This window comes from Promicromonospora xylanilytica, assembly GCF_054782895.1.
This window is the reverse complement of sequence record NZ_BAAGRP010000011.1, coordinates 66369-92448: the sequence shown is the minus strand read 5'-3', so window position 1 is coordinate 92448 and position 26080 is coordinate 66369. Positions and strand designations below refer to the sequence as shown.

Genomic DNA, 26080 nt, shown 5'->3' with positions numbered 1-26080 from the left:
GGCGGCGGTCAGGCCGACGTGACGGCACGCCGTACGTGCCAGCGGATCAGGCGTCCGCTCGTGGCGTCCGTCGGCGCCAGCCGGTCGAAGCCCGCGCGCTCGAACATGCCGACCGTGCCCACGAACGCGGCACTCACGGGGACCCTGCGGCCGGGCTCCGGCTCGACGGGAAACGCGTCGAGCGCCGTGGCCCCGTGGGCCGCCGCGTAGCCCACCCCGGCGTCGAGCAGCGCCTGGGCGACGCCCTGCCTGCGAAAGCCCGGGCGCACCGTCACGCACATGAACACCCAGGTGCTGGGCCAGGACTCCGGCTCCCCCACCGGCAGCACCCTGGACCGCTGCAGCGAGCGGGCGGCCGACCGGCGCGAGAAACCGAGCCAGCCCGCCACCTCCGCCTCCGCGCCGAGGTAGGCGAGCATCCCGGGCGCCGGCTCCTGCTCGGTCAGCTCGCGCAGACGGGCGGCGCGCGTGGTGACGTCCTCCTTGGCGGGCGCACGCCAGTGCATGCACCAGCACGCCTGCTCGCGCCCGTTCGGGTTGAGGACGCGCGCGATGTCACCGAACCGCTCGGCGGTCGCGGGGAGCACGGTGATCTGGGCCATGTCGTGAAACTACTCCGGCTCACCGACACCGGCGGCGCGGCGACGCGCTTGGCACACTTTTATTCGCGGCCGCGACTGACGGTTGCAACACCGCCCGCGAACGGATCGGGCCGTCCGCTTGCCGGCGCGAACCTCCCTGTGGGATAACATAAGTATCCACTTATAGAAGGAGACGTCATGACCAGCACGATCGATCCCGTCACCACGGCCGGCCTCATGACCCGCGAGGTCCGCGACGGTGCCCGCGACGGCGCGCCGACCAAGATCGCCGTCGCGCGCCGCACCTACGCCGCCGACCGCGCCGACCTGTGGGACGCGCTCACGTCCGCCGAACGCCTCCCCCGGTGGTTCCTCCCGGTCAGCGGAGACCTCTCGGTGGGCGGGCACTATCAGTTCGAGGGCAACGCGGGCGGCGTCGTCGAGCGCTGCGCCGCGCCCGACGACTTCGCCGTCACCTGGGAGTTCGGCGGCAACGTCTCCTGGCTCGCCGTCTCGCTCACCCCGGCCGACGGCGGCACCACCCTCGAGCTGGTGCACGAGTCCCCCGTGGACCCGGACTTCGCGGCGCAGTACGGCCCGGGCGCCGTCGGCGTCGGCTGGGACCTCGCGCTCGTCGGGCTGGGCCTGCACCTCGCCACCGGCTCCGACAACGACGCCGCCGAGTTCCAGGAGTGGACCCTCTCCCCCGTCGGCATCGAGTTCGTCCGGCTGGCGAGCACCGGCTGGGCCGACGCCGCCATCGCCTCGGGCGACGACGCCGCCCAGGCGCGCGCCGCCGCCGAGCGCACGCTGGCGTTCTACACCGTCCCGCCGGAGTCCTGAGTGCCCGCCGCTCGGGCGGACGGCCGCGCGGAGGACGGGGTCGGCGCGCCCGACTCCGCGCCGGCAGGGGTGTTCGAGGCCCTCGGCGACCCGGTACGGCGCCGGCTGCTGGAACTCCTGGTCCCGGGCGAGCAGCCGGCCGGAGCCCTCGTCACCGCGCTGCAGGCCCGGGTGCGCCTCACCCAGCCGGCCGTCTCGCAGCACCTCAAGGTGCTGCGCGAGGCCGGCCTGGTGAGGGTGCGCGCCGAGGGCACGCGCCGCCTCTACGCCGTGGACGACGCCGGGACGGCTGCGGCGCGCGCCTGGCTCGCCCGTTTCGAGGACACGTTCGCCCAGCCGCTCGACGCCCTGGCGACCGAGCTGGTCCGGGGACGCAGGGAGCGCCGTCGGGCAGCGCCGCAGGCTGAACCTGCGCCGCGCGTGGTCGGCAGGACGTCAGGAGGTCGGTAACCCGAGCTGCCGACCTCCTGACGTTCTGCCGACCAGCCGTACACCTGCCGGCCGGCCAGCCCGCCTCAGTAGCGCTTCGGGAGCTTCAGGTGGCGTTCCGCCATGATCGTGCGCAGCAGGTCGGGGCGGTCGGTGATGAGCCCGTCCACACCGAGGTCCATCAGCGACTCGATGGTGGCGCGGTCGTCGATGGTCCACGGGATCACGGCCAGACCGGCGTCGTGCGCGGCGTCGACGAGCTCCTGCGTCGTGAAGGGCACGTAGCCCGGATCGTCCACGCCGCCGCCCTGGGGGTCGCCGTGCACGGGCGAGACGGCGTCGGCGCCGAACGAGGCGGAGGCGGCGACGAACTTCTCCTGGATCGAGCCGGGGAAGTCGTCGATGTCCAGCCCGCCGAGCCACGGCGACGCACCGTCCTGGCCCACCTGCAGGAACTGCTGGCCGTTCGTCAGCGCCACGAGCGGGAAGCGGGGCTCCACCTCGCTCATCCGCATCAGGGAGCCCCAGTCGAAGCTCTGGATCGTCACCTGGTCCACGAGCCCGGCCGCGCGGACCTCGCGGGCCACGACCTGCACGAACTGCTCGCGGGGCGCCGTCTGCTCGGGGGCACCGGCCTCGACCTTGGTCTCGATGTTGAGGGTGACCTGGCGCGCGCGGTGGCGGTTGACCAGGCTCAGCACCTCGGACAGCAGCGGCATGCGCTCGCCCGGGTGCAGCTCCTGCCCGGGGAACTGGGGCTGGCGCAGCGAGCCGCAGTCGATGGTGCGCACCTGCGCGAGCGTGAGGTCCTTGATGTACGTCTCGTCGGGGACGTACGGGAACTCGGGGTCACCCGGGAACGCGGGCTCCGTGTCGACGCACTTGGCCGGGTTCGGGTCGCGGTCGTGGGTCACCACGGCGTAGCCGTCCTGCGTGATCTGCACGTCGAGCTCGAGCGTGCTGACACCGAGCGCGAGCGCGTTGTCGAAGGCCGGCAGGGTGTTCTCGACGGTGAGCGCGACGCCGCCGCGGTGGGCCTGGAGGTCGAACGCCCGGTGGTGCCCCTCGGGCAGGGCCGACGCCGGCGCGGCGCCCAGGGCCAGCGTGCCCGCGAGGGCCGCGGCGAGTGCTGTCGTGGTGGTCTTCATGCGCCCGAGCCTGGCCATATGCGGTGGCCGCGGCGTGGCGCCACGCCGTCCCTCGGGCGACGCCGACGTGAACGGGCGGCGATCAGCGCACGGTGCAAAGCGTCACGAACCGCCCTGCGGGGGTACGGTTCTCGGGTGGCTCATCTGGACTGGGAGATCAAGGCAAGCCTGCTGATGTACGTGATGGGGGCGCCGGGCGGCCGCATCGTGCAGGACGACGCCGTGGGCGGCAGCGGCGCCTCGTTCCACTTCCCGCTCGACCCGGAACGCGGCCCCGCCCCCTCCCCCGACGCCACGCTGTTCGCGTTCACGGGATCCGTGGTCTTCATCGGGCACTTCGGCTCGTTCGTCGGCGAGATCGCCGACATCGAGGTCACCGCACCCTCCGACGGCGGCCCCGACTGGAGCATGTCCATCCGGGACCGCGAGTCGGACGTACGCACGGTCGCCTTTCGCCTGGCCGGACCTCCCGAGCGGTCCGACGACGGCGCGCGGCTCACCTGGCGCCAGGTCGAGCTCACGGACGACGGCGCGAAGCTCTGGGGTGGCAACTACCCGGTGGGCACGCCGTTCGAGCCGGTGGCGATCGACCTGTCCTGACGGGTTGGTCGCGCTACGGTTCGGTGATGCTGCCGCTCGGACTGTCCATGCTGTGGGAACCGGTGGTCCCGGAGGCCGCACTCAGGGAACGTTTCGGGTTCGACGACCTCGCCGCCGCCCACGGGTGGGTCGCCAAGGCGCTCGACGCGGCCTGGGCCATCACCGTCGACGCGTGCCCACGCATGGTGATCAGCGACCAGAACGCGATCGTCTGGGCACGGAGCGACCGCGGCGACCTGGTGGTCAAGTGGTCGCGGGCCCGTGAGCGCTTCGAGAGCCTCGACGCCTCCACCCGGCTGCTGCGCGGGCTCGCCGACCGCGGCATCCCGGTGGCCGCGCCGCTCGCGACGACGGCCGGGCTCGACCGCGTTCTCCTGGACGGCCCGTCGGGCGAGCTGTCCGTCACGGTGCTGCCGGAGCTGTCGGGAGACTGGCTGGACGTGACCGACCGCGCGGCGGTGCGATCGGCCGGGGCCTGCCTGGCGGAGCTGCACCTGGCGCTGGGATCGCTCGGGGCCGACGGCGCGTTCGAGGCCGGCCCGCGCGAGCCGGCACCGGCAGGCGACTCGACGGCACCGGAGGCCGGGAGGCTCAGGCAGACGATCAGCGACTGGCTCACGACTCGCGACCACCGGCTCGCGCCAGAGGCGTCCCGTCGGCTCCGCGACCTGCTGTCCGAGGCCCCGGAGCTCGACGACGAACCTCAGCTGGTGCACAACGACTTCCGGGCCGCCAACATCCTGACCCGGGACTCGACGGTCGTCGGGGTGCTCGACCTCGACGAGGTGCGGGTGGAGCACCGGGTCCACGACCTGGCCAAGGCCGGCGTGTACCTCGGCACCCGGTTCACGGACTGGCGCCCGACGTCGGGTGGCGTGCGCCAGGCGCTGCGCGCCGGGTACGAGTCCGTACGGCCGCTCAGCCCCGCCGAGGCGCGGTGGTTCGAGATCCTCGTGGTGTGGCAGGGCCTCCACGCCATCCCCGGCAAGGACGACCCCGCCGGGTGGGCGTCAGCCGTGTAGCTCCACGGCGTCTCGTACCGCCTGCGCCGTCCCGGCCGGCAGCGCGAACCACCGTGCACGACGCCATTGTGCCTGGTCAGCACCTCCAGGATCGGTACTCAGGCCGTGGGCGGGGTGCCGTCCACCGCACTCATCCGCTCCACCAGCTCGGCCGGGAGCTCCAGCGCCATGGCGGCGACGGCGGCGTCGAGCTGGTGCACCTTGCTGCCGCCCAGCATGGGCCGGATCCCGCGTGCCGCGAGCCAGGCGAGCACCACCTGGCCGCGCGTCGCGCCGACCTCGGCCGCGACGTCGTCCAGGACGGCGAGCCGCCGGGCGGTGCCCGGGTGGTCGAACACCTCGGGGACGGGCTTGGCCGGGTTGTCGTACGCCCCGGCCAGGAGCGGCGTGTAGGCCCAGACCTCCAGGTCGTCGACGGCGGCGAGGTCGAGCAGCTCGTCGTCCAGCCAGCCGAAGCGGTGGTTCCCCGTGAGCGCGCCCGGCCGGGGCTGGAGATAGCTGTAGGCATGCTGCACCGCGCTGAACGGCTCCTCGCCCTGCCCGACGGCGTGCCGGCGGGCCCGCTCGACGCGCCACGCCGGGTGGTTGGAGAGGCCGATGCGCCGGGCGACGCCGTCGGAGACGAGGGCCGCGCAGGCGTCGGCGGTCTGCTCGACCGCGACCGAGCGGTCCTCCATGTGCCCCCAGGCGAGGTCGACGTGGTCGGTGCCGAGGCGGCGCAGGCTGCCGGTGATCTGTTCGTGGATCGCGGCGGGCGACAGGCCGGTGCGGGAGGCGGGCCAGTCGGCGGCGTCGCGCGGCTCGGCGCCGAACTTGGTGGCGAGCAGGATGCGGTCGCGGACGCCGGGGCGCGCGGCGAACCAGCGGCCGAGCAGCTCCTCGCTCTGCCCGCCGTACCCGGACTCGCTCGCCCAGAAGGCGTAGCAGTCGGCGGTGTCGATCCACCGGCCGCCCGCGTCGACGAACCGGTCGAGCACGGCGAACGACGTGGCCTCGTCCACCGCGGTGCCGAACATCATGGCGCCGAGCACGAGGCGTTCGGCGGGCGGGGTGGCGTGGGTGGTGACGGGTTGTGGGGTGGTCTGCGATGTGGTCATGGGACGAGCGAAAACCCTGGAGCGCGCTCCAGGTCAAGGGCAGGATCAGAACATGGCCACCTATTCGCCCGCGCAGGCCGCCGAGGTCTCCGGTTTCAGCATCGACACGCTGCGGTACTACGAGCGTGAGGGCATCCTGCGTCCCATCGCGCGCACGTCGGGTGGGCACCGCGCCTACACCGACGACGACCTGGGCTGGCTGGACCTCGTGCACTGCCTGCGCGACACCGGCATGCCGATCGCCGACCTCAAGCGGTACGCGGAGCTGTCGCTCGACGAGGCGACGCTGGCCGCGCGGGTCGCGCTGCTCGAGGAGCACGACCGCCGGGTGCAGGAGTCGATCGACGGGCTGCGTCAACAGCAGGAGAAGCTGCGGGAGAAGATCGCCTGGTACCGGGAGCAGGGCGTATGAGCACAGCAGTTGCTGCCAGGACTGAGCCGCTCTGGGAGCAACTGCTGTGCTCAACGGCGCGCGGGTTCGCGGGCGACAGCAGTAACGTTCAAGTTCAGGTAGAGGTCCAGGTTCAAGTCCTGGTTGAAGGTTGAGCGACCCGCCACGACGTGACCTGGGACTTTTCTGGGGCCGGCACGAGCCCGCTGGTAGGTTTCCGCTATGACGTCACCAGCGCCAGGCGTCGGCGAGGTCGCGCCTGCGGCCGTCGGCCCCGGTCCGGTCCCGTTGCCCGATCCTGAGCCCCCAGCCGAGGCGGCCCCAGCCCTCGTACCGGACGCGGAGCCCGAGGCGTCCGCGACCCCGGAGCCCGAGGCGGCAACGATCTCGGAGCCTGAGGCGGCGTCAGCTCCAGAGCCCGGAGAAGTGCCGGTCCCGGGACCCCCGGCCCCCGAGGCGAACTCCCCGGTCCCAGACACCCCCGAGCCCGAGCCAGCCCCCGCACCCGCTCCCCCCGCCGCCGCGCTCCCCGTCCGCCGCATCCGGCGGATCCCCGCCAGCGGCGAGCGCCTCGGCCGGTTCACGCTCGCGGAGTCGCTGGGGCACGGCGGTTTCGCGCACGTCTACCGGGCGCTGGACGACGACGGCGTCGAGGTCGCCCTCAAGGTTCTGACGGGTCTGCCCGAGGACGCCCGCGAGCGCTTCACCCAGGAGGCCGATCTCCTGGAGCGTCTGGGCGGCCGTGGCTTCCCGCGTTTCGTGGAGGCCGGCCTGGACGCGGACCAGCCGTGGTTCGCGATGGAGCTCGTGCCCGGCACCACGCTGCGCGACCGGGTGCGTGAGGAGGGGCCGCTGTCGGGGCCGGAGGCGCTGCGCCTGGCGCAGCAGCTGGTCGACGCGCTGCTCGTGCTGCAGGAGGAGCGCTGCCTGCACCGCGACCTCAAGCCGGCGAACATCATGGTCGACGGCGACCGGGCGGTGCTCATCGACCTGGGCATCGCGAAGGTCTTCGACGCCGCGACGTCGACGCAGCCGGCCGGGACGGTCTCCTACATGGCGCCGGAGCTGTTCGGGCGCCGGGTGCACCCGCGCTCCGACGTGTACAGCCTGGGTCTGCTGCTCGTGTACGCGAGCACGGGCGCTCTGCCGCTGGACCTGAACTTCCTGGGCCGGGACCTGACGGCCACCGATCTCGTGGACGAGCTGCCGGCCGGCCGCGCGGCCGGTGACGAGGCTCCGCCCGAGCCGCCCGCGATCGACCGGCACGTCGAGTCGCTTGTCCTCGCCATGACCCGCTACCAGCCGAACCACCGGCCGCCGCTGGAGAACATCGCGAGCGTGGTGCGTGCCCGCCTGGCGAGCGCGACGCCTGACCCGACGCTGATGCTGACGTCGCAGCTCCTCAGCGACGGCGTGACGGCGGCCGAGGTGGCCGCGCTCCCCGTGACGGACGTGCTGCCCGGCCGGGGGCACACCAGGCTTTTCCCCCAGGCTCTCGACGTGTCGGACGACGCGACGCCCAACACTCGCACGCCGGAACCGTGGCACGCGCTGGTGTACGACCGGGCGTTGATGAGTGTCCTGGCCGAGGTCCACGCGGACGGTTTCGACGGCGCCGCAGAGCAGGTCGTGGCCGACCATGTCGCGGAGATCGGGGCGCACGTCGCCGACGGCCGCACGCCGGCCGAGATCAAGGACTGGATCTGGCAGGCGATGCGCTGGCAGGTCGCGTCGCCCCCTGACGGTCACGCCGACACGCTGCGGGGCTGGCGTGCGTTCCGCAGCCCGGAGCCTGCCCCGGCGCGCGAACGGGTCGCGGTCAGCGGCAGGCCGGACCCGTCGCCGCCGTCCGTGCTGCCCGCACCTGTTGCGCCTCTGTCCGCCGCGGCGACCCAGGTCGTCCGCAAGCTGACCCCGCAGCCGCAGTCGTTCGAGCCGCGCAAGAGTCCGGTCAAGCACCTCGGCCCGGCTCCCCAGCCGGCCGGGCCTGCTCCGTCGGCGCACGCCACCCGCCCGATGCCCACCGTCCGTCCTGCGCCCACCGTCCGCCCTGCGCCCACCGTGCAGGCTCCTCCCACCGCGGCACCGGCCCCGACCTCGGCCCGCAAGAGGCCCTGGCCGCTGCGCCTGTTCGGTGCCCTGCTGCGCTGGGTTCCCCGGCTGCTGCTCCTGTGTGCCGTGTACGTGCTCGCCGTCCAGGACACCCAGGCGGGCGACCCGTTTCTCGCCGCGCCGGCGCTGGCCGTCGCCGCGTTCGGGACGGCCGTGCTCCTGCGTGTCGTCGGGCACCGCATGCGGATCTGGTTCTACGTGGTCGCGGCGGTGCTCGTCGGTGCGGGCTCCGCGGCGCTGTGGGCGTTCAACACCGGCCAGCTCTACCTGGGCTGATCGCGCGTGTCCTCGAGGTAGCGGTTCATCGACCTGGCGTCCGTCGAGGTGCTGGTGACCGAGGAGACGACGGTGATCTGACGCCGGCTGGCTAGGGTTTCCCCGTGGCCACCCGCAGATTCGAGCTCACCACGTCCGTCCCTGTCGGCCCGCGCGCGACGATCGACTTCCTCGTGGACCTCACCCGGCATCGCGGCCTGCACCCCTACCTGGTGTCCGCCGACGTCGTCGCGAGCGGGCTCGGCCCCGACGGCGCCTGGCAGGACTGGCACGTCGTGGAACGGCCACGGCTCGGACCGCTGCGGTACACGATCCGGTTCCCGGCCCGGGTGGTGCGCATCGCGGACGACGCCATGCGCACCGCGGTACGTGCCGCGCCCGGCTGCACGCTGGTGACGGTCACCCGGGCGACACCGGCCACGGGCGGCGCCCTGCTCACGGAGACGACGGAGGTCACCGCCCCGTGGCCCGTCACCGGGTACATGACCGGCCAAGCCCGGTCGTCCCACGAACGAACGTTCGCGGCGCTGCCCGGGGAGCTGCACCGGGGACGGTGAGCACACGAGAGGCACAATGGGGCACATCATGCGCAACAGGTACCTCACCGCTCTCGTCACGTTCGTCGTCGCCGCGCTGACGACGGCCACCTGGTGGACGCTCGGCCGGGACACGACCCGCGACGTCGATCCAGCCACCGGAGCCGTCACCGGTCCGTACGAGGCGCCGCAGGTGATCGCGTGCGTCGTCGTGCTCGTCGCCCTGGTGGTGGTCGGCGCCCTGCTGCTCCCGGCGTGGCTGGCGGTGCTCGCGGTGAGCCTGCCCTTCACCGCGGCCTGGACGGTCCAGGCCGCGTCGACCGACGACTCCGGGCTCTGGGCGGTCGGGGCGGTGCTCGTGCTGGTCGGCACGCTCGTGGGCGGCACGATCGTCACCGCGGTCACGCGCGCCCTGGTGCGCAACCGGGACTGACGCACCTACTGGAAGTCCCTCGACCGCCCCGGGACCGTCAGCGACAGCGTCGCGAGATGCTCCGCCACGAGGTTCACGGCGCCGTCGGCCGCCTCGATCCTGCCCCGCACCACCATGGCCTGCGCCGAGCGCGCGACCCGGCGGAACCGTTGCCACAGTCCCACGCTGCAGACCACGTTGAGCAGCCCCGTCTCGTCCTCCAGGGACAGGAAGGTCACTCCCCCGGCCGTGCCCGGCCGCTGCCGGTGCGTCACCACCCCGCCGACGGCGACCCGGCGCCCCGGCTCGGTCGCGATCGCCTGCGCGACGGTCAGCACGCCCGCCGCCTCCAGCCCCGGCCGCACGTGCTGCGTCGGGTACGAGTCGGGCGTGACGCCGGTGGCCCACGCGTCGGCCTGCGCCAGCTCGACCTCGCTCATCCCGGGCAGCGTGGGGGCCTCGACGCCGACGCTGACGCCGGGCAGCGTCGTCGGCCCCTCCTGCCCCAGCGCGCCCGCCGCCCACAGGCCTTCCCTGCGGTCGAGGCCGAGCGGCTCCAGCGCGCCGCCCGTGGCGAGCGCCTCGAGCTGCGCCGTGGACAGCTCGACCCGCCGCACGAGGTCCCGCAGCGACGCGAACCCCGCCGACCCCGCGGCGTCCCGCACCGCGACGATCTCCTCCGCCTTGTCCTTGCCGATGCCCCGCACGGACTCCAGCCCCATGCGCACCGCGAGCGCCGGGTCGGCCCGGACGAGCCCCGCCACGGGTGAGGCGGGCGGGCCGGGCTCCGCGGGATCCACGCGCTCGACCGACGACAGCACCCGTGACCGCGTCACCGAGGGTCGCAGGACGCGCACCCCGTGCCTGCGTGCGTCGGCGGCGAGGGACTGGGGCGAGTAGAAGCCCATGGGCTGGGCGGCGAGCAGCCCGGCGTAGAACGCGGCGGGGTGGTGCACCTTGAGCCAGGAGCTCACGTACACGAGGTGCGCGAAGGAGTAGGCGTGCGACTCGGGGAAGCCGAAGTCGGCGAACGCCTTGAGCTTCTCGAAGATCTCCTCCTGCGCCTCGGGCGGGATCTTGTTCTCGGTCATCCCCGCGTAGAGCCGTTCGCGCAGTGCCTCCATGCGTTCCTGGGACCGCTTGGACCCCATGGCACGCCGGAGCTGGTCGGACTCCTTGGGAGAGAACCCGGCCACGTCGATCGCCATCTGCATGAGCTGTTCCTGGAACAGCGGCACGCCGAGGGTGCGGCGCAGGGAGTTCTTCAGCAGCGGGTGCAGGTACGTGACCGGCTCCCGTCCGCGGGCGCGCTCGATGTACGGGTGCACCGACCCGCCTTGGATGGGGCCGGGCCGGATGAGGGCGACCTCCACGACGATGTCGTAGAACGTGCGCGGCTGCAGGCGCGGCAGCGTCGCCATCTGGGCGCGGGACTCCACCTGGAACACGCCCACGGTGTCGGCGGCGCACAGCAGGTCGTAGACGAGCTCGTCGTCCTGCGGCAGGCCGTGCAGCGTGAGGGTCTCGCCCGTGTGCTCCTCGATGAGCTCGAACGCGTACCGGATGGCGGTCAGCATGCCGAGGCCCAGCAGGTCGAACTTGACCAGCTTGGCGTCGGCGCAGTCCTCCTTGTCCCACTGCAGCACGGTGCGCCCCTCCATGCGGGCCCACTCGACGGGGACCACCTCGATCACCGGCCGGTCGCACATGACCATGCCGCCCGAGTGGATGCCCAGGTGCCGGGGCAGGCGGAGCATCCGGTCGGCGAGGTCGAGCACGTCGTCGGGGATCTCCCCCTCCTCGACGGCCGACGGCGGCGTGCGGAACGGGACGACGTCGTGGGCGTCGTCGGTGGCCGTCGTGTGCTGCGGTGCCGGGGGCTTGAGCGTGCCCCAGCGCTCGATGGACTTGGACCAGGCGTCCTGCTGCCCGACGTCGTAGCCGAGCGCGCGGGCGGAGTCGCGCACCGCCGAGCGCGGCCGGTAGGAGATGACGTTCGCGACCTGCGCCGCGTGCCTGCGCCCGAACTTCTCGTAGACGTGCTGGATCACCTCCTCGCGGCGCACCGACTCGATGTCGACGTCGATGTCCGGCGGGCCGTTGCGCGCCTCGGCGAGGAACCGCTCGAACAGCAGGCCGTACTTCACCGCATCCACGGCGGTGATCCCCAGGGCGTAGCAGACCGCGGAGTTCGCGGCGCTGCCCCGCCCTTGCGCGAGGATCCCGTGGAGACGGCAGAACTCCACGATGTCGTAGACCACGAGGAAGTACCCGGGGAACCCGAGGCGGACGATGATCTCCAGCTCGTAGTCGATCTGCTTCCAGGCCTTCCGGTTGCCCTCCCGTGGGCCGTACCGCCGTTCCGCGCCCTGGTAGGCGAGCTCGCGCAGCCAGGTCGCCTCGTCGTATCCAGGCGGCACGTCGTAGGGCGGCAGGTTCGGCGCGATGAGGTCCAGGTCGAACGCGCACTCGTCGCCCAGCGCGGCCGCCGTCGGCACGGCCTGCGGGTGCCTGCGGTGCAGGCGCGCCATCTCCGCGCCGCTGCGCAGGTGGGCGGTGGGGGCGCCGGGGAGCCAGCCGTCCAGGTCGTCGAGGCTCGACCGGGCCCGGACGGCGGCGAGCGCCCCGGCGAGGTCGGCGTCCCGGGGCTGGGCGTAGTGCGCGGCGGTGGTGGCGACCAGCGGCAGGCGGGCGTCGGCGGCCAGCAGGGCGAGCGCGTCGTGCAGGTCGGCGTCGCGCGGGTCGCCGGTGGCGGTGATCTCGACGGCGACATTCTCCCGCCCGAAGACATCAACCAACCGCCCGAGCTCCCACCGCGCGCGGTCCAACCGCCCGCCCCGCCCCTCCCCCCATCGTTGAGTGCTGGACATCTGCCCTGTCGAAACGTTCCGAGAGGACGAATGTCCAGCACTCAACGGCGCCGTCAGGGCCTGGCGGACGGCGCCCTTGCGGCAGCCCGTCAGGACCAGCCACTCGCCGGCCGACGCCTCGCCCAGGGTCTCCAGCGTGTAGCTGGCGGCGCCCTTGACCCCGGCGTCCAGGTGCGCCGTGGCGATGGCGCTCGACAGGTTGCGGTAGCCCTGCGCTCCGCGCGCGAGCACGAGCAGGTGCGTGGCGCGCGGGTCGGGGGTCCCGGTGGGCGGGTCGAGCACGGGCGCGCCGCCAGGACCTGCCGGGGCCGGCAGGTGCAGCTCCGCCCCGAACGAGGTCTTCAGCCCGACCTTCTTCGCCGCCTGGGAGAACCGCACCACCCCGTACAGCCCGTCGTGGTCGGTGATCGCGAGCGACCTCAGCCCGAGGCGGGCGCCCTCGGCAGCGAGCTCCTCGGGGTGGGAGGCCCCGTCGAGAAAGCTGAACGCGGAGTGCGCGTGCAGCTCTGCGTACGGCACACCGCCGGTCAGCACGTCGTCAGTCATAGAGCGCCTCCAGCAGCCACTGCCCCGCCGAGGACGACAGCAGCAGACCGAGCCCTGGCGCCCCCGCCCCGTCGGTCACCACCTGCACGAAGACACGCCGCCGGCCCGAGGACAGCCACCACCGCTCGGCGACGGGCCACGGCCCGGCCCAGTCGGCGACCACGGCGTCCAGGCCGGCGCCCGCGACGCCGTCGCCGGCGCCCTCACCGGGCACGACGACGCGCGCCGGGTCGCCGCTCACGCCCAGCCGGACGTCGACGACGACGGGGTGCCCCGCGGCGTCGAGCACGTGCGCGGGGACGGGTTCGGGCAGCACCACGGACGGCGCCGGCGGCGGCAGCGCGCCGGGCCAGGGCCGGTCGGGCTCCCGCTCGGGTGGGACCTGCTCACCGAAGGGGACGAGCTGGACGCGGTCCCGGGGGTCGCGCCCACCCTGGAGCCGGACGGTGAGCACGGCGTCGCCGCCGAGCAGGGCCTGCACGCGTTCGACGGCGCGGCGGGCACGCAGGTCCTCACCCGCGCCGGGCCCCCACAGGCGCGGCTGCAGGGCTCCGGCAGGTGCCACCTCCTCCGCGGCCAGGGTCAGGCCGGCGATCGGGGCGGGCGCCTCGCCCTGCCCCAGGGACGACGCCGTGAGCCAGCCCTCGAGCTGCCACCGCACCCGGTCGGTGATCCGGGCGGCCGACAGCCCGCCCAGCGTGTCGTCGGTGCGCCACAGCCGTTCCAGGGTGCGGGCCTCGCCGGTGACCGGGTCGACGGCGCGCGCCGTGATCCGCAGCCGCCCGCAGGCCAGGCCGTGGCCGCTCAGGTCGTCGTGGAGCCATTCGGCCAGCCGGCGGGCGGCGAAGGTCGCGACGTCGACCCGGTGCGCCGGAGGGTCCAGCTCCTCGGCGACGGTCAGGTCCTCCTCGAGCCGGCGCCGGGCCGGCGGCCGCACGTCCTGCCCTCTGGCGAGACGCTGCGCCCAGACGCCGAGGTCGCCGAAGCGCGCGGCGACGGCGGGGTCGGGCAGGGCGGCGAGGTCCGCCAGCGTGCGGATGCCGAGACGGCGCCACAGGTCGACCAGCTCGGTCAGGGCACGGTCCCCCGGCCGGGCGTGCACGAGCACGGCCGCCGGGCGGTCCGCGAGGTAGTCGCGCGATCGGCCGGGCGGCACGACGGCGTCGTCGCGCGCCGCGAGCACCGCCGCCAGGAAGCCGTCGGCGACCCCTACCTGACACTCGTGCCCCGTGCGGACGGCGACCTGCTCGGTCAGCTCACGGGCCAGGTCCTGCTCGGAGCCGTGGTACCGGGCGGCGCCGCCCGACGGCAGCAGGAGCAGGCCCGGGCGGGCGATCTCCAGCCCGGAGACCACGGTCTCCGCCGCCACGGCCACCGGCTCGAACTCGCGGGCGTCACGCGCGTCATCGGCGGGCCAGAGCTGCAGGTCGGGGCAGCGCCCCTGGGCCTCGCGACGGCGCATGCCGCGGCGCACCCCTGAGCTGCGGGCCGGCGCGGACACCGCGACGATCCGGCCGCCGGGGCCGCCCGTGACGGCCGCCGGGGTCTCGGGCCCCAGGCCGGCGACGACGAGCGCCGCGACGACCGGCCAGTCGGGCACCCAGAGGCAGGCGGTGCGGGTGGCCCCGTCGACGGGGGCAGTACGCGCGGTCATCCCACGAGCCCCAACCGCGACCGGCTCCCGGAACCCTGTCGCTGGACGTCGCCGTCCAGCGGCGCTGCCTCCCTGGCGCGCTCTTCCCCGGCAGCCTCCGCACCGCTGCCCGCCCGGTACACCGGAAGCTCCACGGCCACGTACAGCGGCCGCGCCGCGCTCCCCCGCCCGGTGCGCCGCACCCGCAGGGTGCGACGTCGCAGCCAGCCAGCCCCGTGATCGATCCCCGCCCAGGCTCCCTCGGTCGCCTCGAGCACCACCTGAGCCCCGCCCCACCCGTGTTGAGTGCTGGCCTTTCGCCCTGCTGACAGCCGTTGGAGGGGCGAAGAGCCAGCACTCAGCGCGGGGGTGGGCAGGGCGGCCACCAGGACGGTTCCTCGTTCGCGGGCGCGCGCCGTCAGCCGACGGCGGTCCTGGTCCAGCAGCGCCACCTCCGGCCCGACCACCACCACGTCCATCCCGTCGATCAGCGCGGCGAGCACGGCCGGCGCGTCCACGCCCGACCCTGTCGGCAACGGCACCACCAGGGTGCGCGTCAGGTCGCAGCCGGCGTCGGCGGCGGCAGCCATCCCGGCGGCCGGGTACCCGACCAGCACGGTCCAGGCACCGTCACGGGAGGCCTCGGCGAGCAGGGTGAGCAGGAGAGATGTCGAACCCCGGACCACGACGGTGGTGCCGGTACGCAGGCCACCGTCGGGCAGGAGGCCCGCGAGACGCGGGTGGACGGGCAGGACGCGTGTGTTCTCTCCAGGACCGCCCGTCCGGCTGCCCGACGACGGGGCGGGGCTGTTCGTGGGGGTGCTCGCGGGGGTGCTCGCGAGGCTGCCGGGCAGCGCCAGGACCTGCGCCCGAGACTGTTCACGAGAACCGTCGTGGGACGACTCACCGGACTGGTGCGGCCGGGGATCGCTGGGCCGGCGGGACTCATGAGAGTCGCGGGGATCGTGGAACCGGCGGGACTCGCGGGACGGCGTCGTGGCCTGCTTCCGCACACCGGTACGCACCTCGGCGGACCGCAGTGCCTCGAGCGCCCGTGCGTGCCGGGTGTCCGCGGGGACTGCGCCACTGAGGGTTGTGCTGTCCAGGGCCTCGCCGTCGAGGACGTCGAGGCCGACGGTGTCGACGTCGGCGACGGCCCCGGAGGACACAGTTACAACGGTCATGGCCCTCCAGCGATGGTGTCTGCCGGTGGTGACCGGATCGGTCGAGCACCCCGTCGAACGCATGTTCGATAGAACACCAGTACACCTCTCCAGGGCGCACGTGTCAAACCATCTGTCTCGCAACACTGCGCCGCCCGGCCCACCCGCCACCGCCGCACGGCGCCGACCTGGGAGAGCGCCATCGAGGTCCTGCCGAGGGCCGTCCACGGCCACTCCGGCGCGACAGCCGAGCACTAGCCCGGGAGGTGCCGGTGCACCAGTCCGGGAGGTACCCGCTGGGCTGAAAACCGTTCGCACGTGGCGCGCACATGCGGGCCGGGCCGAACAGTTCAGCCGACCTGGCCCGCCCGTTCCTGGTGCCCCGACTTCGGTCCCCTGCACCGGCGCATTACTGACTTCGGTCCCTTGCTCTGAGATCGGTCGTTTAATTGACCGATCTCAGAGCAAGGGACCGAAGTCGCGAGCTCCGCACAGCAACCGACCGAACTCACAGATCCGCCTCGCCACTCGCGCCCGGAACTCACACTCCGGCACAGACCTCAGAACCCCAACCCTCTCGGCCCTCCGCGCTCGGCATCCACATCGATGCCCAGCACCTCGCGGCCGACCGCCAGCAATCGACCGCCAGCAACCGAGCCAGCACCCGAGCTCAGCACCCAGGCTCAGCAACGAGCTCAGCACCCGTTCCTGGTGCCCCGACTTCGGTCCCCTGCACCGGCGCATTACTGACTTCGGTCCCTTGCTCTGAGATCGGTCGTTTAATTGACCGATCTCAGAGCAAGGGACCGAAGTCGCGAGCTCCGCACAGTAACCGACCGAACTCGCAGATCCGCCGCCACCTCGACACCAGCGCCCTGCACCTCGCACCAGCACCCAGCTCCCAGTGCGCGTCACGCACCCAGCTCCCAGTGCGCGTCACGCACCCAGCACCCAGCACCCAGCGAGAGCTCACGCCTCCGGCACGTACAGCGACAGCGTGTGCGCGACCAACGCCGGCTTCTCGGAGCCCTCGATCTCGACGGTGACCTCGCACGCGAGGCGCACGCCCCTCGACGTCGGCTCGGCGGAGAGGATCTCGGTGCGGGCCCGCACACGCGATCCCGAGGGCACCGGGGCCAGGAACCGCAACCGGTCCAGGCCGTAGTTCATCACCATGGCCGCGCCGTCGACCGAGACGAGCGGGGACGCGAGGTAGGACAGCAGCGACAGGGTGAGGTACCCGTGCGCGATCGTGGAGCCGAAGGGCCCGGCGGCAGCCCGCTCGGCGTCGAGGTGGATCCACTGGTGGTCCTCGGTGGCGTCGGCGAACGCGGCGATGCGTTCCTGCGTGATCTCGAACCACTCGCCGGTCGCCGTCCGGCCCACGGCCTCGGCGAGAGCACCCGGCGAGCCCACCACGACCACGTCGCCGGCCCCGGTGTCCGCACCTGCACTCATGCCTTCGGCCCGCCCGCCACGTACAGCACCTGACCCGACACGAACCCGGACTGCTCCGCGCAGAAGAACGACACAGCGTTCGCGATGTCCTCGGGCTGGCCCACCCGCCCCACGGGCACGTCCTTCGCGGCCACGCCGAGGTAGTCGGCCAGCGGCATGTCGATGCGCTCGGCGGTCTCGCGGATCATGTCGGTCTCGATCACCCCTGGCGCGACGGCGTTCGCCGTGACGCCGAACTTGCCGAGCTCGATCGCGAGGGTCTTGGTGAAGCCCTGCATGCCCGCCTTGGCGGCCGAGTAGTTGACCTGGCCCCGGTTGCCGAGGGCCGACGTCGAGGAGAGGTTCACGATGCGCCCGAACTTGGCCTCCACCATGTGCGCCTGCACGGCACGAGTCATGAGGAACGCGCCCCGCAGGTGCACGCCCAGCACGGCGTCCCACTCGTCCACGGACATGCGGAACAGCAGGTTGTCGCGCAGGATGCCGGCGTTGTTCACCAGCACGGTGGGCGCACCCAGCTCGGCGGTGACCCGCGCGACGGCGTCCGCCACCGACTGCTCGTCGGCGACGTCGACGCCCACGGCGAGCGCGCGGCCGCCGTCGGCCACGATGGCTTCCGCCGTGGCCTTGGCCTGGTCCTCCAGGAGGTCGAGCACGGCGACGGCGTAGCCGTCCTCGGCGAGCCGCCGGGCGGTGGCGGCGCCGATGCCGCGGGCCGCTCCGGTGACGATGGCGGTACGGGTCATCAGGGATTTCCTTTCGTTGCGAATGAAACAGTCAGAACATCACGAGCTGCCGCAGCGCCGCGCCGGAGGCGAGGCGGTCGAGCGCGGCAGGCAGGTCGTCCAGGGTGATGCGGTCGGAGACGAGCCGGTCCAGGGGCAGTCGTCCGGCCCGCCACAGCTCGACGTAGCGCGGGACGTCACGGCTGGGCACCGCCGACCCGAGGTAGGAGCCCACGACGGTGCGGGCCTCCGCGGTGAGGCTGAGCGGCGAGATGCTCGCCCGGGCGTCGGGATGCGGCAGCCCCACCGTGACGGTGGTGCCGCCGGGCGCGGTGAGGGCGTACGCGGTCTCGAAGGCCCGGGCCGAGCCGGCAGCCTCGATCACGACGGGCGCCCGCAGCCCTCGCTCGACGGCCTCCTGCGGTCCGACGGCGGTCGTCGCACCCAGCTCGCGCGCCAGCTCCAGCTTGGCGGGCACGGCGTCGACGCCCACCACCTCGTGCCCGAGCGCGACGGCCACCAGGAGCGCCGCCATGCCGACCCCGCCCAGCCCTACGACGGCCACGCGGTCGCCCTGCGCGGGCCGCCCCGCGTTGACGACGGCGCCGCCCCCGGTCAGGACGGCGCAGCCGAGCAGGGCTGCGACGGCGGGCGGGACGTCGTCGTCCACGGGCACCACCGAGGTCTCGGACACCACGGCGTGGCTCGCGAACGCACTCACCCCGAGGTGGTGGTGGACCTCCTGGGCCTCCCCGGAGGGAGCGACCCTCGACAGACGCCGCCCCCCGCCGACGAGCGTGCCCGCCCCGTTGGCCGCCGACCCCACCGAACAGGGCAGGCGCCCGTCGGTGGCGCACTGCGCACACCGGCCGCAGCGCGGCAGGAACGTCATCACCACGCGCTGCCCGACGGCGAGACGCGCACCGGGGCCGGCGGCCTCGACGCGGCCCGCCGCCTCGTGGCCGAGCAGCATGGGGACCGGCCGCACCCGGTTGCCGTCGACGACCGACAGGTCGGAGTGGCACAGCCCCGCTGCCTCGATCCGCACCAGGACCTCGCCCGCCTCCGGCGGACCGAGCTCCAGCGCACCCACCGTGACCGGCCGGGACCGGGCATAGGGCGGCGGCGCGTCGCAGCGCTCCAGCACCGCACCGGTGATCCGCACGGCTACTCCCTCCCGGCTCCGGCCGAGCCCTTGGCGCGCATCAGAGCCTCTCCAGCACCATCGCCATGCCCTGGCCTCCGCCCACGCACATCGTCTCCAGACCGTACCGGCCCCCGGTGTCGGCGAGCGCGTTGATCAGGGTGGACGTGATGCGCGCCCCGGTCATCCCGAACGGGTGGCCGACGGCGATCGCACCGCCGTTGACGTTCAGCCTCTCCTCGTCCACGCCGAGCTCACGCGCCGACGGGATCACCTGGGCCGCGAACGCCTCGTTGATCTCCACGAGATCCATGTCGTCGACGGTGAGACCGGCGCGCCGCAGCGCCTGCCGACTGGCATCGACGGGGCCGAGCCCCATGATCTCCGGGGACAGCCCGCTGACCCCGGTGGACACGATGCGGGCCAGCGGCTGCAGGCCCAGCTCCTCCACGACCCGGCCGGAGACGATCACGAGCGCCGCGGCGCCGTCGTTCAGCGGGCAGGCGTTTCCGGCGGTGACCGTACCGTCGGGGCGGAACACCGGTTCGAGCGTGGCGAGGGTCTCGGTGGTGGTGCCGGGGCGCGGACCGTCGTCGGCGGACACGACCGTGCCGTCCGGGAGGGTGACCGGCGTGATGTCCCTGGCCCAGAAGCCGGCCGCGATCGCGGCCTGTGCGCGCTGCTGGCTGCGGGCGGCGAACTCGTCCTGGTCCCCGCGGGTGATGTGCCGCAGGGCGGCCACGTTCTCCGCGGTCTGGCCCATGCTGATGTACGCGTCGGGCAGCGCGCCCTCCAGGCGCGGGTCGGTCCACACCCCGGTCCCGGCGCCGGCGCGCCTCTCGGTGCGGGCCAGGGCGCCGGCGAACAAGGGGTTGGTCAGGTCGACGCCGGGGATGTCGTCGCTCGACCCGGTCGCGAACGAGCTCACCGACTCGACGCCCGCCGAGACGAAGACGTCGCCCTCGCCCGCCTTGATGGCGTGGAACGCCATGCGCGTGGTCTGCAGGCTGGAGCTGCAGTAGCGCGTGACGGTCGCGCCGGGAACGGTGTCCCAGCCGCACAGCACCGCGACGACACGGGCCATGTTCATGCCCTGCTTGCCGCCGGGCAGGCCGCACCCGAGCAGCAGGTCGTCGATCCGGCCCGGGTCGAGGCCCGGCACCTGATCGACGGCGGCCGCGACCATCCACGCGGCGAGGTCGTCGGGACGGACGTCCTTGAGCGACCCCTTGTGCGCGCGCCCGATGGGCGATCGGGCCGTCGCGACGATGTAGGCCTCGGTCATGTCTTCCTCCTTGAAGAACGGGCGTGCGAGCTCAGACGAACGCGGCGTGGCCGGTGATGGCGCGGCCCACGATGAGCTGGTTCATGTCCTTGGTGCCCTCGAACGTGTAGACGGCCTCGGCGTCGGCGAAGAAGCGGGCCACGCCGTGATCGAGCGTGATCCCGTTGCCGCCGCAGGCCTCCCGGCACAGCGCGACCGTCTCCCGCATGCGTGTGGTGACGAACGCCTTGGCCATCGCGGCGTGAGCGTCGGTCTGGGTCCCCTTGTCCTGGAGCTGGGCCACGCGCACGCACAGGGCGAAGCCGGCGGTCACGTTGGCGTACGCGGTGGCGAGCTTGTCCTGGATCAGCTGGTAGCTGGCGATCGGGTTGCCGAACTGCTCGCGCTGCTTCGTGTACGCCACGGCGGCCTCGTACGCGCCGACCATGGTGCCCAGCGCCTGCCAGGAGACGCCGTCGCGGGTGATCCGCAGCACCTTGGCCAGGTCGCGGAAGCTGTTGATGTGCGCCAGGCGGTCGGCCTCGTGCACCTCGACGCCGTCGAGCACGATGTCCGCGTTCTGCACGATGCGCAGCGACTGCTTGCGCTCGATCTTGGTGGCCGTGAAGCCCGGGGTGCCCTTGCGCACCAGGAAGCCCTTGACCTGGTCGTCGGCCGTGTCCTTGGCCCAGATGACGACGACGTCGGCGAACGTGGCGTTGCCGATCCAGCGCTTGGCGCCGTCCAGCACCCAGGTGTCGCCGGTGCGGGTGGCGGTGGTGCGCAGACCCTTGGCGGTGTCGGACCCGGCCAGCGGCTCGGTCAGGCCGAACGCTCCGATGACGTCGCCGCTCGCCATGGGCGGGAGCCACGTCGCGCGCTGCTCGGCGGAGCCACCGACGCCGATCGACGTCATCGCCAGGCCGCCCGAGACACCGATGAAGGTGCAGAAGGAGGAGTCGACGCGCGCCGTCTCCATGCCGACCCAGCCGCGGAACACGGCGGAGGTCTCCTCGCCCTGCGTCTCGGCCCAGCCGGACCCGATGGTGCCGAGCTGCGCGTAGGGCTTGAACAGGTGGACGGGGCACTCGGCGCGCTCCCAGTAGTCGTCCGCGATGGGGCGCACCTCGCGCTCCATGAACTCGCGGACGGCCAGGGCCTTCTTCTGCTCGGCCGGGGTGAGCAGGTCCTGGAACGCGTAGAAGTCGGCCTCCAGCAGGTCCGTCCGGGGCGACTCGGGCGTGAGCGTCATCGGTCCTCCGATCATCGTCGATCTGGTTGGTCGGTACGGGTCGATCCGGTACTGGCCGGGTCAGCACCGACCGACCAGTCGGTGTCCAGTATGCATCGATCTCGATTATGTTGCACCCCTCCCTCTGTGCCGGGCTACGCTGCGGTCATGGGCTATCGGTACCCCTTCCCGCTGCGCTGGAACGACAACGACCAGTACGGGCACATGAACAACACCGTCTACTACGAGGCGATGGACACGGCGGTGAACCTGTGGCTCATGCGGCACACCGGCATGGACCCGGCGGGCGACGTGATCGGGCTCGCCCGCGCCTCCTCCTGCGAGTTCCTCGCGCCCGTGTCGTTCCCGGACGAGATCGAGGTCGACGTCGCCGTCGGACGCCTCGGGCGGACGTCGCTCACGTGGGACCTGGCGATCCTCCGCGCGGGCGCGCCCGACCGCGGCGAGCCGTACGCGACGGGCAGCTTCACGCACGTGTTCGTCGACCAGACGGCCCGCCGCCCGGTCCCGGTCCCCGACGGGGTGCGCGCGGCGGTCGAGCAGCACCTGGGCCTGCCGGACATCACCGGGTAGCCGCCATCAGGGCGACGGCGCCGCGTACCGCGCCGTCAGCTCGCGCTTGAGGACCTTGCCGCTCGGCCCGATCGGCAGGTCCGGGGAGACGTGCACCACGCGCGGGTACTTGTAGGCCGCCACGTGCTCCTTCAGGTAGGCGACGACGGCGTCCGGGTCGACGTCGGCACCGTAGGACGGCACGACGGCGGCATGCACCTCCTGGCCGCGCCTCTCGTCGGGCACCCCGAACACCGCGGCCATCGCGACCCCGGGGTAGCGCGCCAGCACGGCCTCGACCTCCGTGGGATACACGTTGTAGCCGTTGCGGATGATCATGTCCTTCTTGCGGTCCACGATCGTGACGATGCCGTCGGCATCGACGGTCCCGAGGTCGCCCGTGCGGAACCAGCCGTCCACGACGGCGGCCGCCGAGGCGTCCGGACGGCCCAGGTAGCCCTTCATCAGGTTGTGCCCGCGCACCACGATCTCGCCGAGCTCGCCCGACGGCGCGTGCAGCAGCTCCACCCGGTCCTCGACCTCCGCGACGGCCACCGCGACGTCGACCCCCCACATGGAACGGCCCACCGTGCCCGGCCTGATGGGCTCTGCCGTGATGTTGAACGTGCACGACGGCGACGTCTCGGTCAGCCCGTACCCCTCGTGCACCTGGGCGCCGTACGCCTCCTCGAACGCCTCGAGCAGCGCCACCGGCAGGGCCGCCCCGCCGGACACCGCGTACCGCAGCGGTGGCCGCGCCGCCGACCGCCGGGCCGCCTCGACCATGCCGGCGAAGTTGGTGGGCACCGCCGTGAACACCGTGGCGCCGTGGGCCACCAGCAGCTCGAGGGCCTCGTCAGGGTCGAACTTCGGCAGGAGGATGATGGACGCCGCCCGCCGGAAGGCCATGTTGAGCACCGCCATCTGGCCGAACGAGTGGAAGAACGGCAGGCCGCCGTACACGACGTCGTCGGGCCGCAGGTCGAACGAGTCGATCAGGGAGCAGTGCACCTGCTCGACCATCGCCAGGTGCGACCCCACCGCACCCTTGGGGGTACCGGTGGTGCCGCTCGTGTACAGGATGGTGGCGGCGGCCAGCGGGTCGGTGCCCACGTGCCGCTCGATCGGGGTGGCCGCGGCAGCCTCCTCCTCCAACCGGGCCACCTCCGTACCCTGCGCGGCGAGCTGCTGCTCGACAGCGTCCGGCACCAGCACCGTGACCAGCGGGACCCCGGCCTTCGCGGCCGCCGGCGCGGCCTCCGCCAGCATCGGGGCGGCGACCACGACGACGTCGGCCCCCGAGTCCGTGAGGACGAACCCGATCTCCTCGCTGCGGAACAGGAGGTGCACGGGGACCACGACGGCGCCGAGCGCGAGCGTGGCGTAGTAGACGCGTGCGAAGTCGGGGACGTTCGGCACGATCATCGCCACGCGCGAGCCCGGTCCGATGCCGCGGGCCGCGAGCGCCCCCGCGTAGGCACGGGTCTGGTCCCAGAGGTCGCCGTAGGTGGTGGCCTGTCCCATGAAGTGGAGCGCGGTGCGGTCGGGGAACCGGCCGGCGGTCTCGGCGAGGATGCTCGCGATCGAGAGGGTGCCGTAGCCGGGGCCGTCGACGGCGGGGTCGGGTGCGTGCGTCATGTCGGGTCTCCTTCCAGAGGGGTGGGTGCTGGGGTCGGGGGTGTCAGGTACGGCGCCCGGCGGCGCAGCTCCGCGCGGCCGAGGGAGGCGAGGTGCACCTCGTCGGGTCCGTCGGCGAGGCGCAGGGTGCGCACGCCGGCGGACAGCTCGGCCAGCGGATGGTCGCCGGAGACGCCGGCGGCGCCGAAGACCTGGACGGCGCGGTCCAGGATCTGCCCGACGGCGCGGGGTACGGCGATCTTGATGGCCTGGATCTCGGTCATGGCGGCCTTGTTGCCGACGGTGTCCATGAGCCAGGCGGTCTTGAGCACGAGCAGGCGCAGGGACTCGATCTCGATACGGGAGGTGGCGAGCCACTCGCGGACGACACCCTGGTCGGCGAGCGGGCCGCCGAACGCGACCCGCTCGGCGGCGCGTTCGCGCACGAGGTCCATGGCGCGTTCGGCGGTGCCGAGCGCGCGCATGCAGTGGTGGATGCGGCCGGGTCCGAGGCGGGCCTGGGCCATGGCGAAGCCCTCGCCCGCGCCGCCCAGCAGGTTCGTGGCCGGCACGCGGACGTCGTCGAAGACGATCTCGGCGTGGCCGCCGTGGTCGCGGTCGTCGTAGCCGAGGACGGTCAGGCCGCGCAGGACCCGTACGCCGGGAGTGTCGCGGGGCACGAGCACCATGGACTGCTGCCGGTGGCGGGGCGCCGCTGTGCCTGTCTCGCCCGGGTCGGTCTTGCCCATGACGATCAGCAGGCCGCAGTCTGGGTTCATGGCGCCGGTGGCGAACCACTTGCGGCCGGTGATGACGTACTCGTCGCCGTCGCGCACGATCCGGGTGGCGATGTTCGTGGCGTCCGACGACGCGACGGCGGGCTCGGTCATGCAGAACGCGGACCGCTGCGTGCCGTCCAGCAGCGGGTCGAGCCACCGCTCGCGCTGCTCGGGTGTGGCGAAGTGCGCGAGCAGCTCCATGTTGCCGGTGTCGGGGGCGGCGCAGTTCAGGGCGACGGGCGCGAGCTTCGGGCTGTACCCGGTGAGCTCGGCGACCGGCGCGTACTGCAGGTTGGTGAGGCCGCCGCCGCGCTCGGCGGCCGGGCCGCCCGGGGGCAGGGACAGGTTCCACAGGCCGCGTTCGCGGGCCGTGGCCCGCAGGTGGCGCACGACGGGCCGGAACGACCAGTCACCGGGGGTGGCGGCGAGCTGCTCGGCGAGCACGGGTTCGGCGGGCAGCACCTCGCTCGTCACGAAGTCCCGGACCTGGTCGGTGATCTGCCGGGTGGTCGGGTCGGGTGCGAAGTCCATCAGGCTCCTCCTGCTGTCGTGGTGCCGGTGGGCGGGGCGTCGGCGAGGCGGTCCAGGCCTTCGGCGGCCAACGGCTGGACCAGCTCTCCGATCCGGTCGAACCCGGCGCCGACGGTCTGCCCGCCGGTGAACCGGTAGTGGATGCCCTCGAGGATGACCGCGAGCTTGTAGCAGGCGAACGCGCGGTACCAGGAGAGGTCGGGCACGGCGATCCCGGCGCGGGCGGCGTAGGCGTCGATGACCTCGTCGAAGTCCGGGTAGCCGGCGCCGGGCACGATCGCCCCCGGCACGACGTCGACCCCCGCGGTCGTGGTCGTCTCCCGGATGTGCCAGTACATGCCGAGCATGCCGAGGTCCACGAGCGGGTCGCCGAGCGTGGCCATCTCCCAGTCCAGCACCGCGGCGATGCGCGGATCCCCGGGCGGGCCGGTCACCAGCACGTTGTCGAGTCGGTAGTCGCCGTGCACGATCCCGGTGCGGGCGCCGTCGTCGGGCACCGCCGCCCCCAGCCGCTCCTGGAGCGTGTCCAGGAGCGGCTGGGGCCGCGACCGGGAGGCGTCGTACTGGCGCCGCCAGGTCGTCAGCTGGCGGGCCAGATAGCCGGCGGGGCGGCCGAAGTCGGCCAGCCCCACCGAGGTGGGGTCGGTGGCGTGCAGGTCCGCGAGGACCTCGGCCAGCTCGACCCCGAGCCGGCCCAGCCCCTCAGAGGTCCAGGCCGCGTTGTGCGCCGGACGGGCCAGGACCGTGCCCGCCACGTGCTCCATGACGAAGAACACGGTGCCCGTGACCTCGCCCCGTCCGGTGTCGTCCACCACGGCGACGGTTCGCGGCACCGGGATCGTGCCCGCCAGGGCGGTGATGACCCGGTGCTCTCGCCGCATGTCGTGCGCGCTGGACAGCACGTGCCCCAGAGGCGGACGGCGCACCACCAGCGGCAGCGCGGCGCCGTCCACCCGGTAGGTGAGGTTGCTGCGCCCGCCGGTGATGAGGCTCGCCGTCAGGTCGGGTCCGGCCAGGTCCGGGTGCTCCCGGGCCAGCCACGTGGCCAGGCCTGCGACATCCAGGCCGGGCAGCTCGTGCGTCATGGTTCCCCTCTCGT

23 protein-coding genes are annotated in these 26080 nt (G+C 73.4%); 9 read left to right on the top strand and 14 right to left on the bottom strand.

Annotated features, from left to right (window positions below):
* Positions 1-8: 8 nt before the first annotated feature.
* Positions 9-602 (bottom strand): GNAT family N-acetyltransferase, encoded by a 594-nt coding sequence (locus tag ACYVK7_RS12685; protein WP_460888075.1) that lies wholly within the window; start codon positions 600-602, stop codon positions 9-11.
* Between the two features lie 177 nt (positions 603-779).
* Between ACYVK7_RS12685 and ACYVK7_RS12680 the strand changes: the two genes are divergently transcribed.
* Positions 780-1424 (top strand): SRPBCC family protein, encoded by a 645-nt coding sequence (locus ACYVK7_RS12680; RefSeq protein ID WP_460888074.1) that lies wholly within the window; start codon positions 780-782, stop codon positions 1422-1424.
* Positions 1425-1874 (top strand): ArsR/SmtB family transcription factor, encoded by a 450-nt coding sequence (locus ACYVK7_RS12675; RefSeq protein ID WP_460888073.1) that lies wholly within the window; start codon positions 1425-1427, stop codon positions 1872-1874.
* A gap of 65 nt (positions 1875-1939) precedes the next feature.
* Here ACYVK7_RS12675 and ACYVK7_RS12670 read toward each other — a convergent pair whose 3' ends face one another.
* The gene (locus ACYVK7_RS12670) at positions 1940-3001 is read right to left on the bottom strand and encodes a glycerophosphodiester phosphodiesterase family protein (protein WP_460888072.1); all 1062 of its coding nucleotides are present in this window, start codon (positions 2999-3001) and stop codon (positions 1940-1942) included.
* A gap of 135 nt (positions 3002-3136) precedes the next feature.
* On the opposite strand from ACYVK7_RS12670, the gene ACYVK7_RS12665 reads away from it, so the two are divergent.
* Entirely contained in the window at positions 3137-3601 is a 465-nt protein-coding gene (locus tag ACYVK7_RS12665) for an HtaA domain-containing protein (RefSeq protein WP_460888071.1), read from the top strand.
* Positions 3602-3627: 26 nt separating this feature from the next.
* Positions 3628-4623, top strand: coding sequence for a phosphotransferase (locus ACYVK7_RS12660; RefSeq protein ID WP_460888070.1), 996 nt, complete (start codon positions 3628-3630; stop codon positions 4621-4623).
* A 98-nt stretch (positions 4624-4721) separates the two neighbouring features.
* Here the strand turns inward: ACYVK7_RS12660 and ACYVK7_RS12655 are convergent, their stop codons facing one another.
* Positions 4722-5720: an aldo/keto reductase gene (locus ACYVK7_RS12655; protein ID WP_460888069.1), complete on the bottom strand. Its 999-nt coding sequence runs from the start codon at positions 5718-5720 to the stop codon at positions 4722-4724.
* A gap of 52 nt (positions 5721-5772) precedes the next feature.
* Between ACYVK7_RS12655 and ACYVK7_RS12650 the strand changes: the two genes are divergently transcribed.
* The 4 genes from ACYVK7_RS12650 to ACYVK7_RS12635 all read left to right on the top strand — a co-directional run bounded on the left by ACYVK7_RS12650 (position 5773) and on the right by ACYVK7_RS12635 (position 9468).
* A complete protein-coding gene (locus ACYVK7_RS12650; protein ID WP_460888068.1) occupies positions 5773-6132 on the top strand; it encodes a MerR family transcriptional regulator in 360 nt (119 codons plus the stop codon).
* Positions 6133-6333: 201 nt separating this feature from the next.
* Positions 6334-8499: a serine/threonine-protein kinase gene (locus ACYVK7_RS12645; RefSeq protein WP_460888067.1), complete on the top strand. Its 2166-nt coding sequence runs from the start codon at positions 6334-6336 to the stop codon at positions 8497-8499.
* 104 nt (positions 8500-8603) lie between these two features.
* Positions 8604-9056, top strand: coding sequence for a hypothetical protein (locus ACYVK7_RS12640; RefSeq protein ID WP_460888066.1), 453 nt, complete (start codon positions 8604-8606; stop codon positions 9054-9056).
* Positions 9057-9084: 28 nt separating this feature from the next.
* Positions 9085-9468: a hypothetical protein gene (locus ACYVK7_RS12635; protein WP_460888065.1), complete on the top strand. Its 384-nt coding sequence runs from the start codon at positions 9085-9087 to the stop codon at positions 9466-9468.
* Between the two features lie 5 nt (positions 9469-9473).
* On the opposite strand, the gene ACYVK7_RS12630 is transcribed toward ACYVK7_RS12635, so the two are convergent.
* The 8 genes from ACYVK7_RS12630 to ACYVK7_RS12595 all read right to left on the bottom strand — a co-directional run bounded on the left by ACYVK7_RS12630 (position 9474) and on the right by ACYVK7_RS12595 (position 21502).
* A complete protein-coding gene (locus ACYVK7_RS12630; protein ID WP_460888064.1) occupies positions 9474-12863 on the bottom strand; it encodes an error-prone DNA polymerase in 3390 nt (1129 codons plus the stop codon).
* A complete protein-coding gene (locus ACYVK7_RS12625; protein WP_460888063.1) occupies positions 12856-14517 on the bottom strand; it encodes a DNA polymerase Y family protein in 1662 nt (553 codons plus the stop codon). Before ACYVK7_RS12625 ends, ACYVK7_RS12630 begins: the two co-directional genes overlap by 8 nt.
* On the bottom strand, positions 14514-15680 hold the full coding sequence (locus tag ACYVK7_RS12620; protein WP_460888062.1) for a hypothetical protein: 1167 nt from the start codon (positions 15678-15680) through the stop codon (positions 14514-14516). The genes ACYVK7_RS12625 and ACYVK7_RS12620 overlap by 4 nt, the downstream gene beginning before the upstream one ends.
* A 948-nt stretch (positions 15681-16628) precedes the next feature.
* Positions 16629-17117 (bottom strand): MaoC family dehydratase, encoded by a 489-nt coding sequence (locus ACYVK7_RS12615; RefSeq protein ID WP_460888061.1) that lies wholly within the window; start codon positions 17115-17117, stop codon positions 16629-16631.
* Complete coding sequence (gene fabG, locus ACYVK7_RS12610; RefSeq protein WP_460888060.1) at positions 17114-17863, bottom strand: 3-oxoacyl-ACP reductase FabG; 750 nt, start codon at positions 17861-17863, stop codon at positions 17114-17116. The genes ACYVK7_RS12615 and fabG overlap by 4 nt, the downstream gene beginning before the upstream one ends.
* 31 nt (positions 17864-17894) lie before the next feature.
* Entirely contained in the window at positions 17895-19007 is a 1113-nt protein-coding gene (locus tag ACYVK7_RS12605; RefSeq protein ID WP_460888059.1) for a zinc-binding dehydrogenase, read from the bottom strand.
* A gap of 40 nt (positions 19008-19047) precedes the next feature.
* A complete protein-coding gene (locus ACYVK7_RS12600; protein ID WP_460888058.1) occupies positions 19048-20271 on the bottom strand; it encodes an acetyl-CoA C-acetyltransferase in 1224 nt (407 codons plus the stop codon).
* A gap of 31 nt (positions 20272-20302) precedes the next feature.
* Entirely contained in the window at positions 20303-21502 is a 1200-nt protein-coding gene (locus tag ACYVK7_RS12595) for an acyl-CoA dehydrogenase family protein (protein ID WP_460888057.1), read from the bottom strand.
* Positions 21503-21649: 147 nt separating this feature from the next.
* On the opposite strand from ACYVK7_RS12595, the gene ACYVK7_RS12590 reads away from it, so the two are divergent.
* Entirely contained in the window at positions 21650-22075 is a 426-nt protein-coding gene (locus ACYVK7_RS12590) for an acyl-CoA thioesterase (protein ID WP_460888056.1), read from the top strand.
* A 6-nt stretch (positions 22076-22081) separates the two neighbouring features.
* On the opposite strand, the gene ACYVK7_RS12585 is transcribed toward ACYVK7_RS12590, so the two are convergent.
* Genes ACYVK7_RS12585 through ACYVK7_RS12575 form a run of 3 tightly spaced genes read right to left on the bottom strand, consistent with a single transcriptional unit; the run spans position 22082 to position 26066 of the window.
* Complete coding sequence (locus tag ACYVK7_RS12585) at positions 22082-23692, bottom strand: AMP-binding protein (RefSeq protein ID WP_460888055.1); 1611 nt, start codon at positions 23690-23692, stop codon at positions 22082-22084.
* Positions 23689-24981, bottom strand: coding sequence for an acyl-CoA dehydrogenase family protein (locus ACYVK7_RS12580; protein ID WP_460888054.1), 1293 nt, complete (start codon positions 24979-24981; stop codon positions 23689-23691). The genes ACYVK7_RS12585 and ACYVK7_RS12580 overlap by 4 nt, the downstream gene beginning before the upstream one ends.
* Positions 24981-26066, bottom strand: coding sequence for a phosphotransferase family protein (locus ACYVK7_RS12575; RefSeq protein ID WP_460888053.1), 1086 nt, complete (start codon positions 26064-26066; stop codon positions 24981-24983). Before ACYVK7_RS12575 ends, ACYVK7_RS12580 begins: the two co-directional genes overlap by 1 nt.
* Positions 26067-26080 lie beyond the last annotated feature (14 nt).

Coding starts and splice junctions, on each gene's coding strand:
- ACYVK7_RS12580 (WP_460888054.1), bottom strand. CDS start 24,981: ATGGACTTCGCACCCGACCCGACCACCCGGCAGATCACCGACCAGGTC.
- ACYVK7_RS12680 (WP_460888074.1), top strand. CDS start 780: ATGACCAGCACGATCGATCCCGTCACCACGGCCGGCCTCATGACCCGC.
- ACYVK7_RS12655 (WP_460888069.1), bottom strand. CDS start 5,720: ATGACCACATCGCAGACCACCCCACAACCCGTCACCACCCACGCCACC.
- ACYVK7_RS12585 (WP_460888055.1), bottom strand. CDS start 23,692: ATGACGCACGCACCCGACCCCGCCGTCGACGGCCCCGGCTACGGCACC.
- ACYVK7_RS12635 (WP_460888065.1), top strand. CDS start 9,085: ATGCGCAACAGGTACCTCACCGCTCTCGTCACGTTCGTCGTCGCCGCG.
- ACYVK7_RS12615 (WP_460888061.1), bottom strand. CDS start 17,117: ATGAGTGCAGGTGCGGACACCGGGGCCGGCGACGTGGTCGTGGTGGGC.
- ACYVK7_RS12590 (WP_460888056.1), top strand. CDS start 21,650: ATGGGCTATCGGTACCCCTTCCCGCTGCGCTGGAACGACAACGACCAG.
- ACYVK7_RS12650 (WP_460888068.1), top strand. CDS start 5,773: ATGGCCACCTATTCGCCCGCGCAGGCCGCCGAGGTCTCCGGTTTCAGC.
- ACYVK7_RS12625 (WP_460888063.1), bottom strand. CDS start 14,517: ATGACCGCGCGTACTGCCCCCGTCGACGGGGCCACCCGCACCGCCTGC.
- ACYVK7_RS12685 (WP_460888075.1), bottom strand. CDS start 602: ATGGCCCAGATCACCGTGCTCCCCGCGACCGCCGAGCGGTTCGGTGAC.
- ACYVK7_RS12660 (WP_460888070.1), top strand. CDS start 3,628: ATGCTGCCGCTCGGACTGTCCATGCTGTGGGAACCGGTGGTCCCGGAG.
- ACYVK7_RS12595 (WP_460888057.1), bottom strand. CDS start 21,502: ATGACGCTCACGCCCGAGTCGCCCCGGACGGACCTGCTGGAGGCCGAC.
- ACYVK7_RS12600 (WP_460888058.1), bottom strand. CDS start 20,271: ATGACCGAGGCCTACATCGTCGCGACGGCCCGATCGCCCATCGGGCGC.
- ACYVK7_RS12630 (WP_460888064.1), bottom strand. CDS start 12,863: ATGACTGACGACGTGCTGACCGGCGGTGTGCCGTACGCAGAGCTGCAC.
- ACYVK7_RS12670 (WP_460888072.1), bottom strand. CDS start 3,001: ATGAAGACCACCACGACAGCACTCGCCGCGGCCCTCGCGGGCACGCTG.
- ACYVK7_RS12620 (WP_460888062.1), bottom strand. CDS start 15,680: ATGACCGTTGTAACTGTGTCCTCCGGGGCCGTCGCCGACGTCGACACC.
- fabG (WP_460888060.1), bottom strand. CDS start 17,863: ATGACCCGTACCGCCATCGTCACCGGAGCGGCCCGCGGCATCGGCGCC.
- ACYVK7_RS12645 (WP_460888067.1), top strand. CDS start 6,334: ATGACGTCACCAGCGCCAGGCGTCGGCGAGGTCGCGCCTGCGGCCGTC.
- ACYVK7_RS12575 (WP_460888053.1), bottom strand. CDS start 26,066: ATGACGCACGAGCTGCCCGGCCTGGATGTCGCAGGCCTGGCCACGTGG.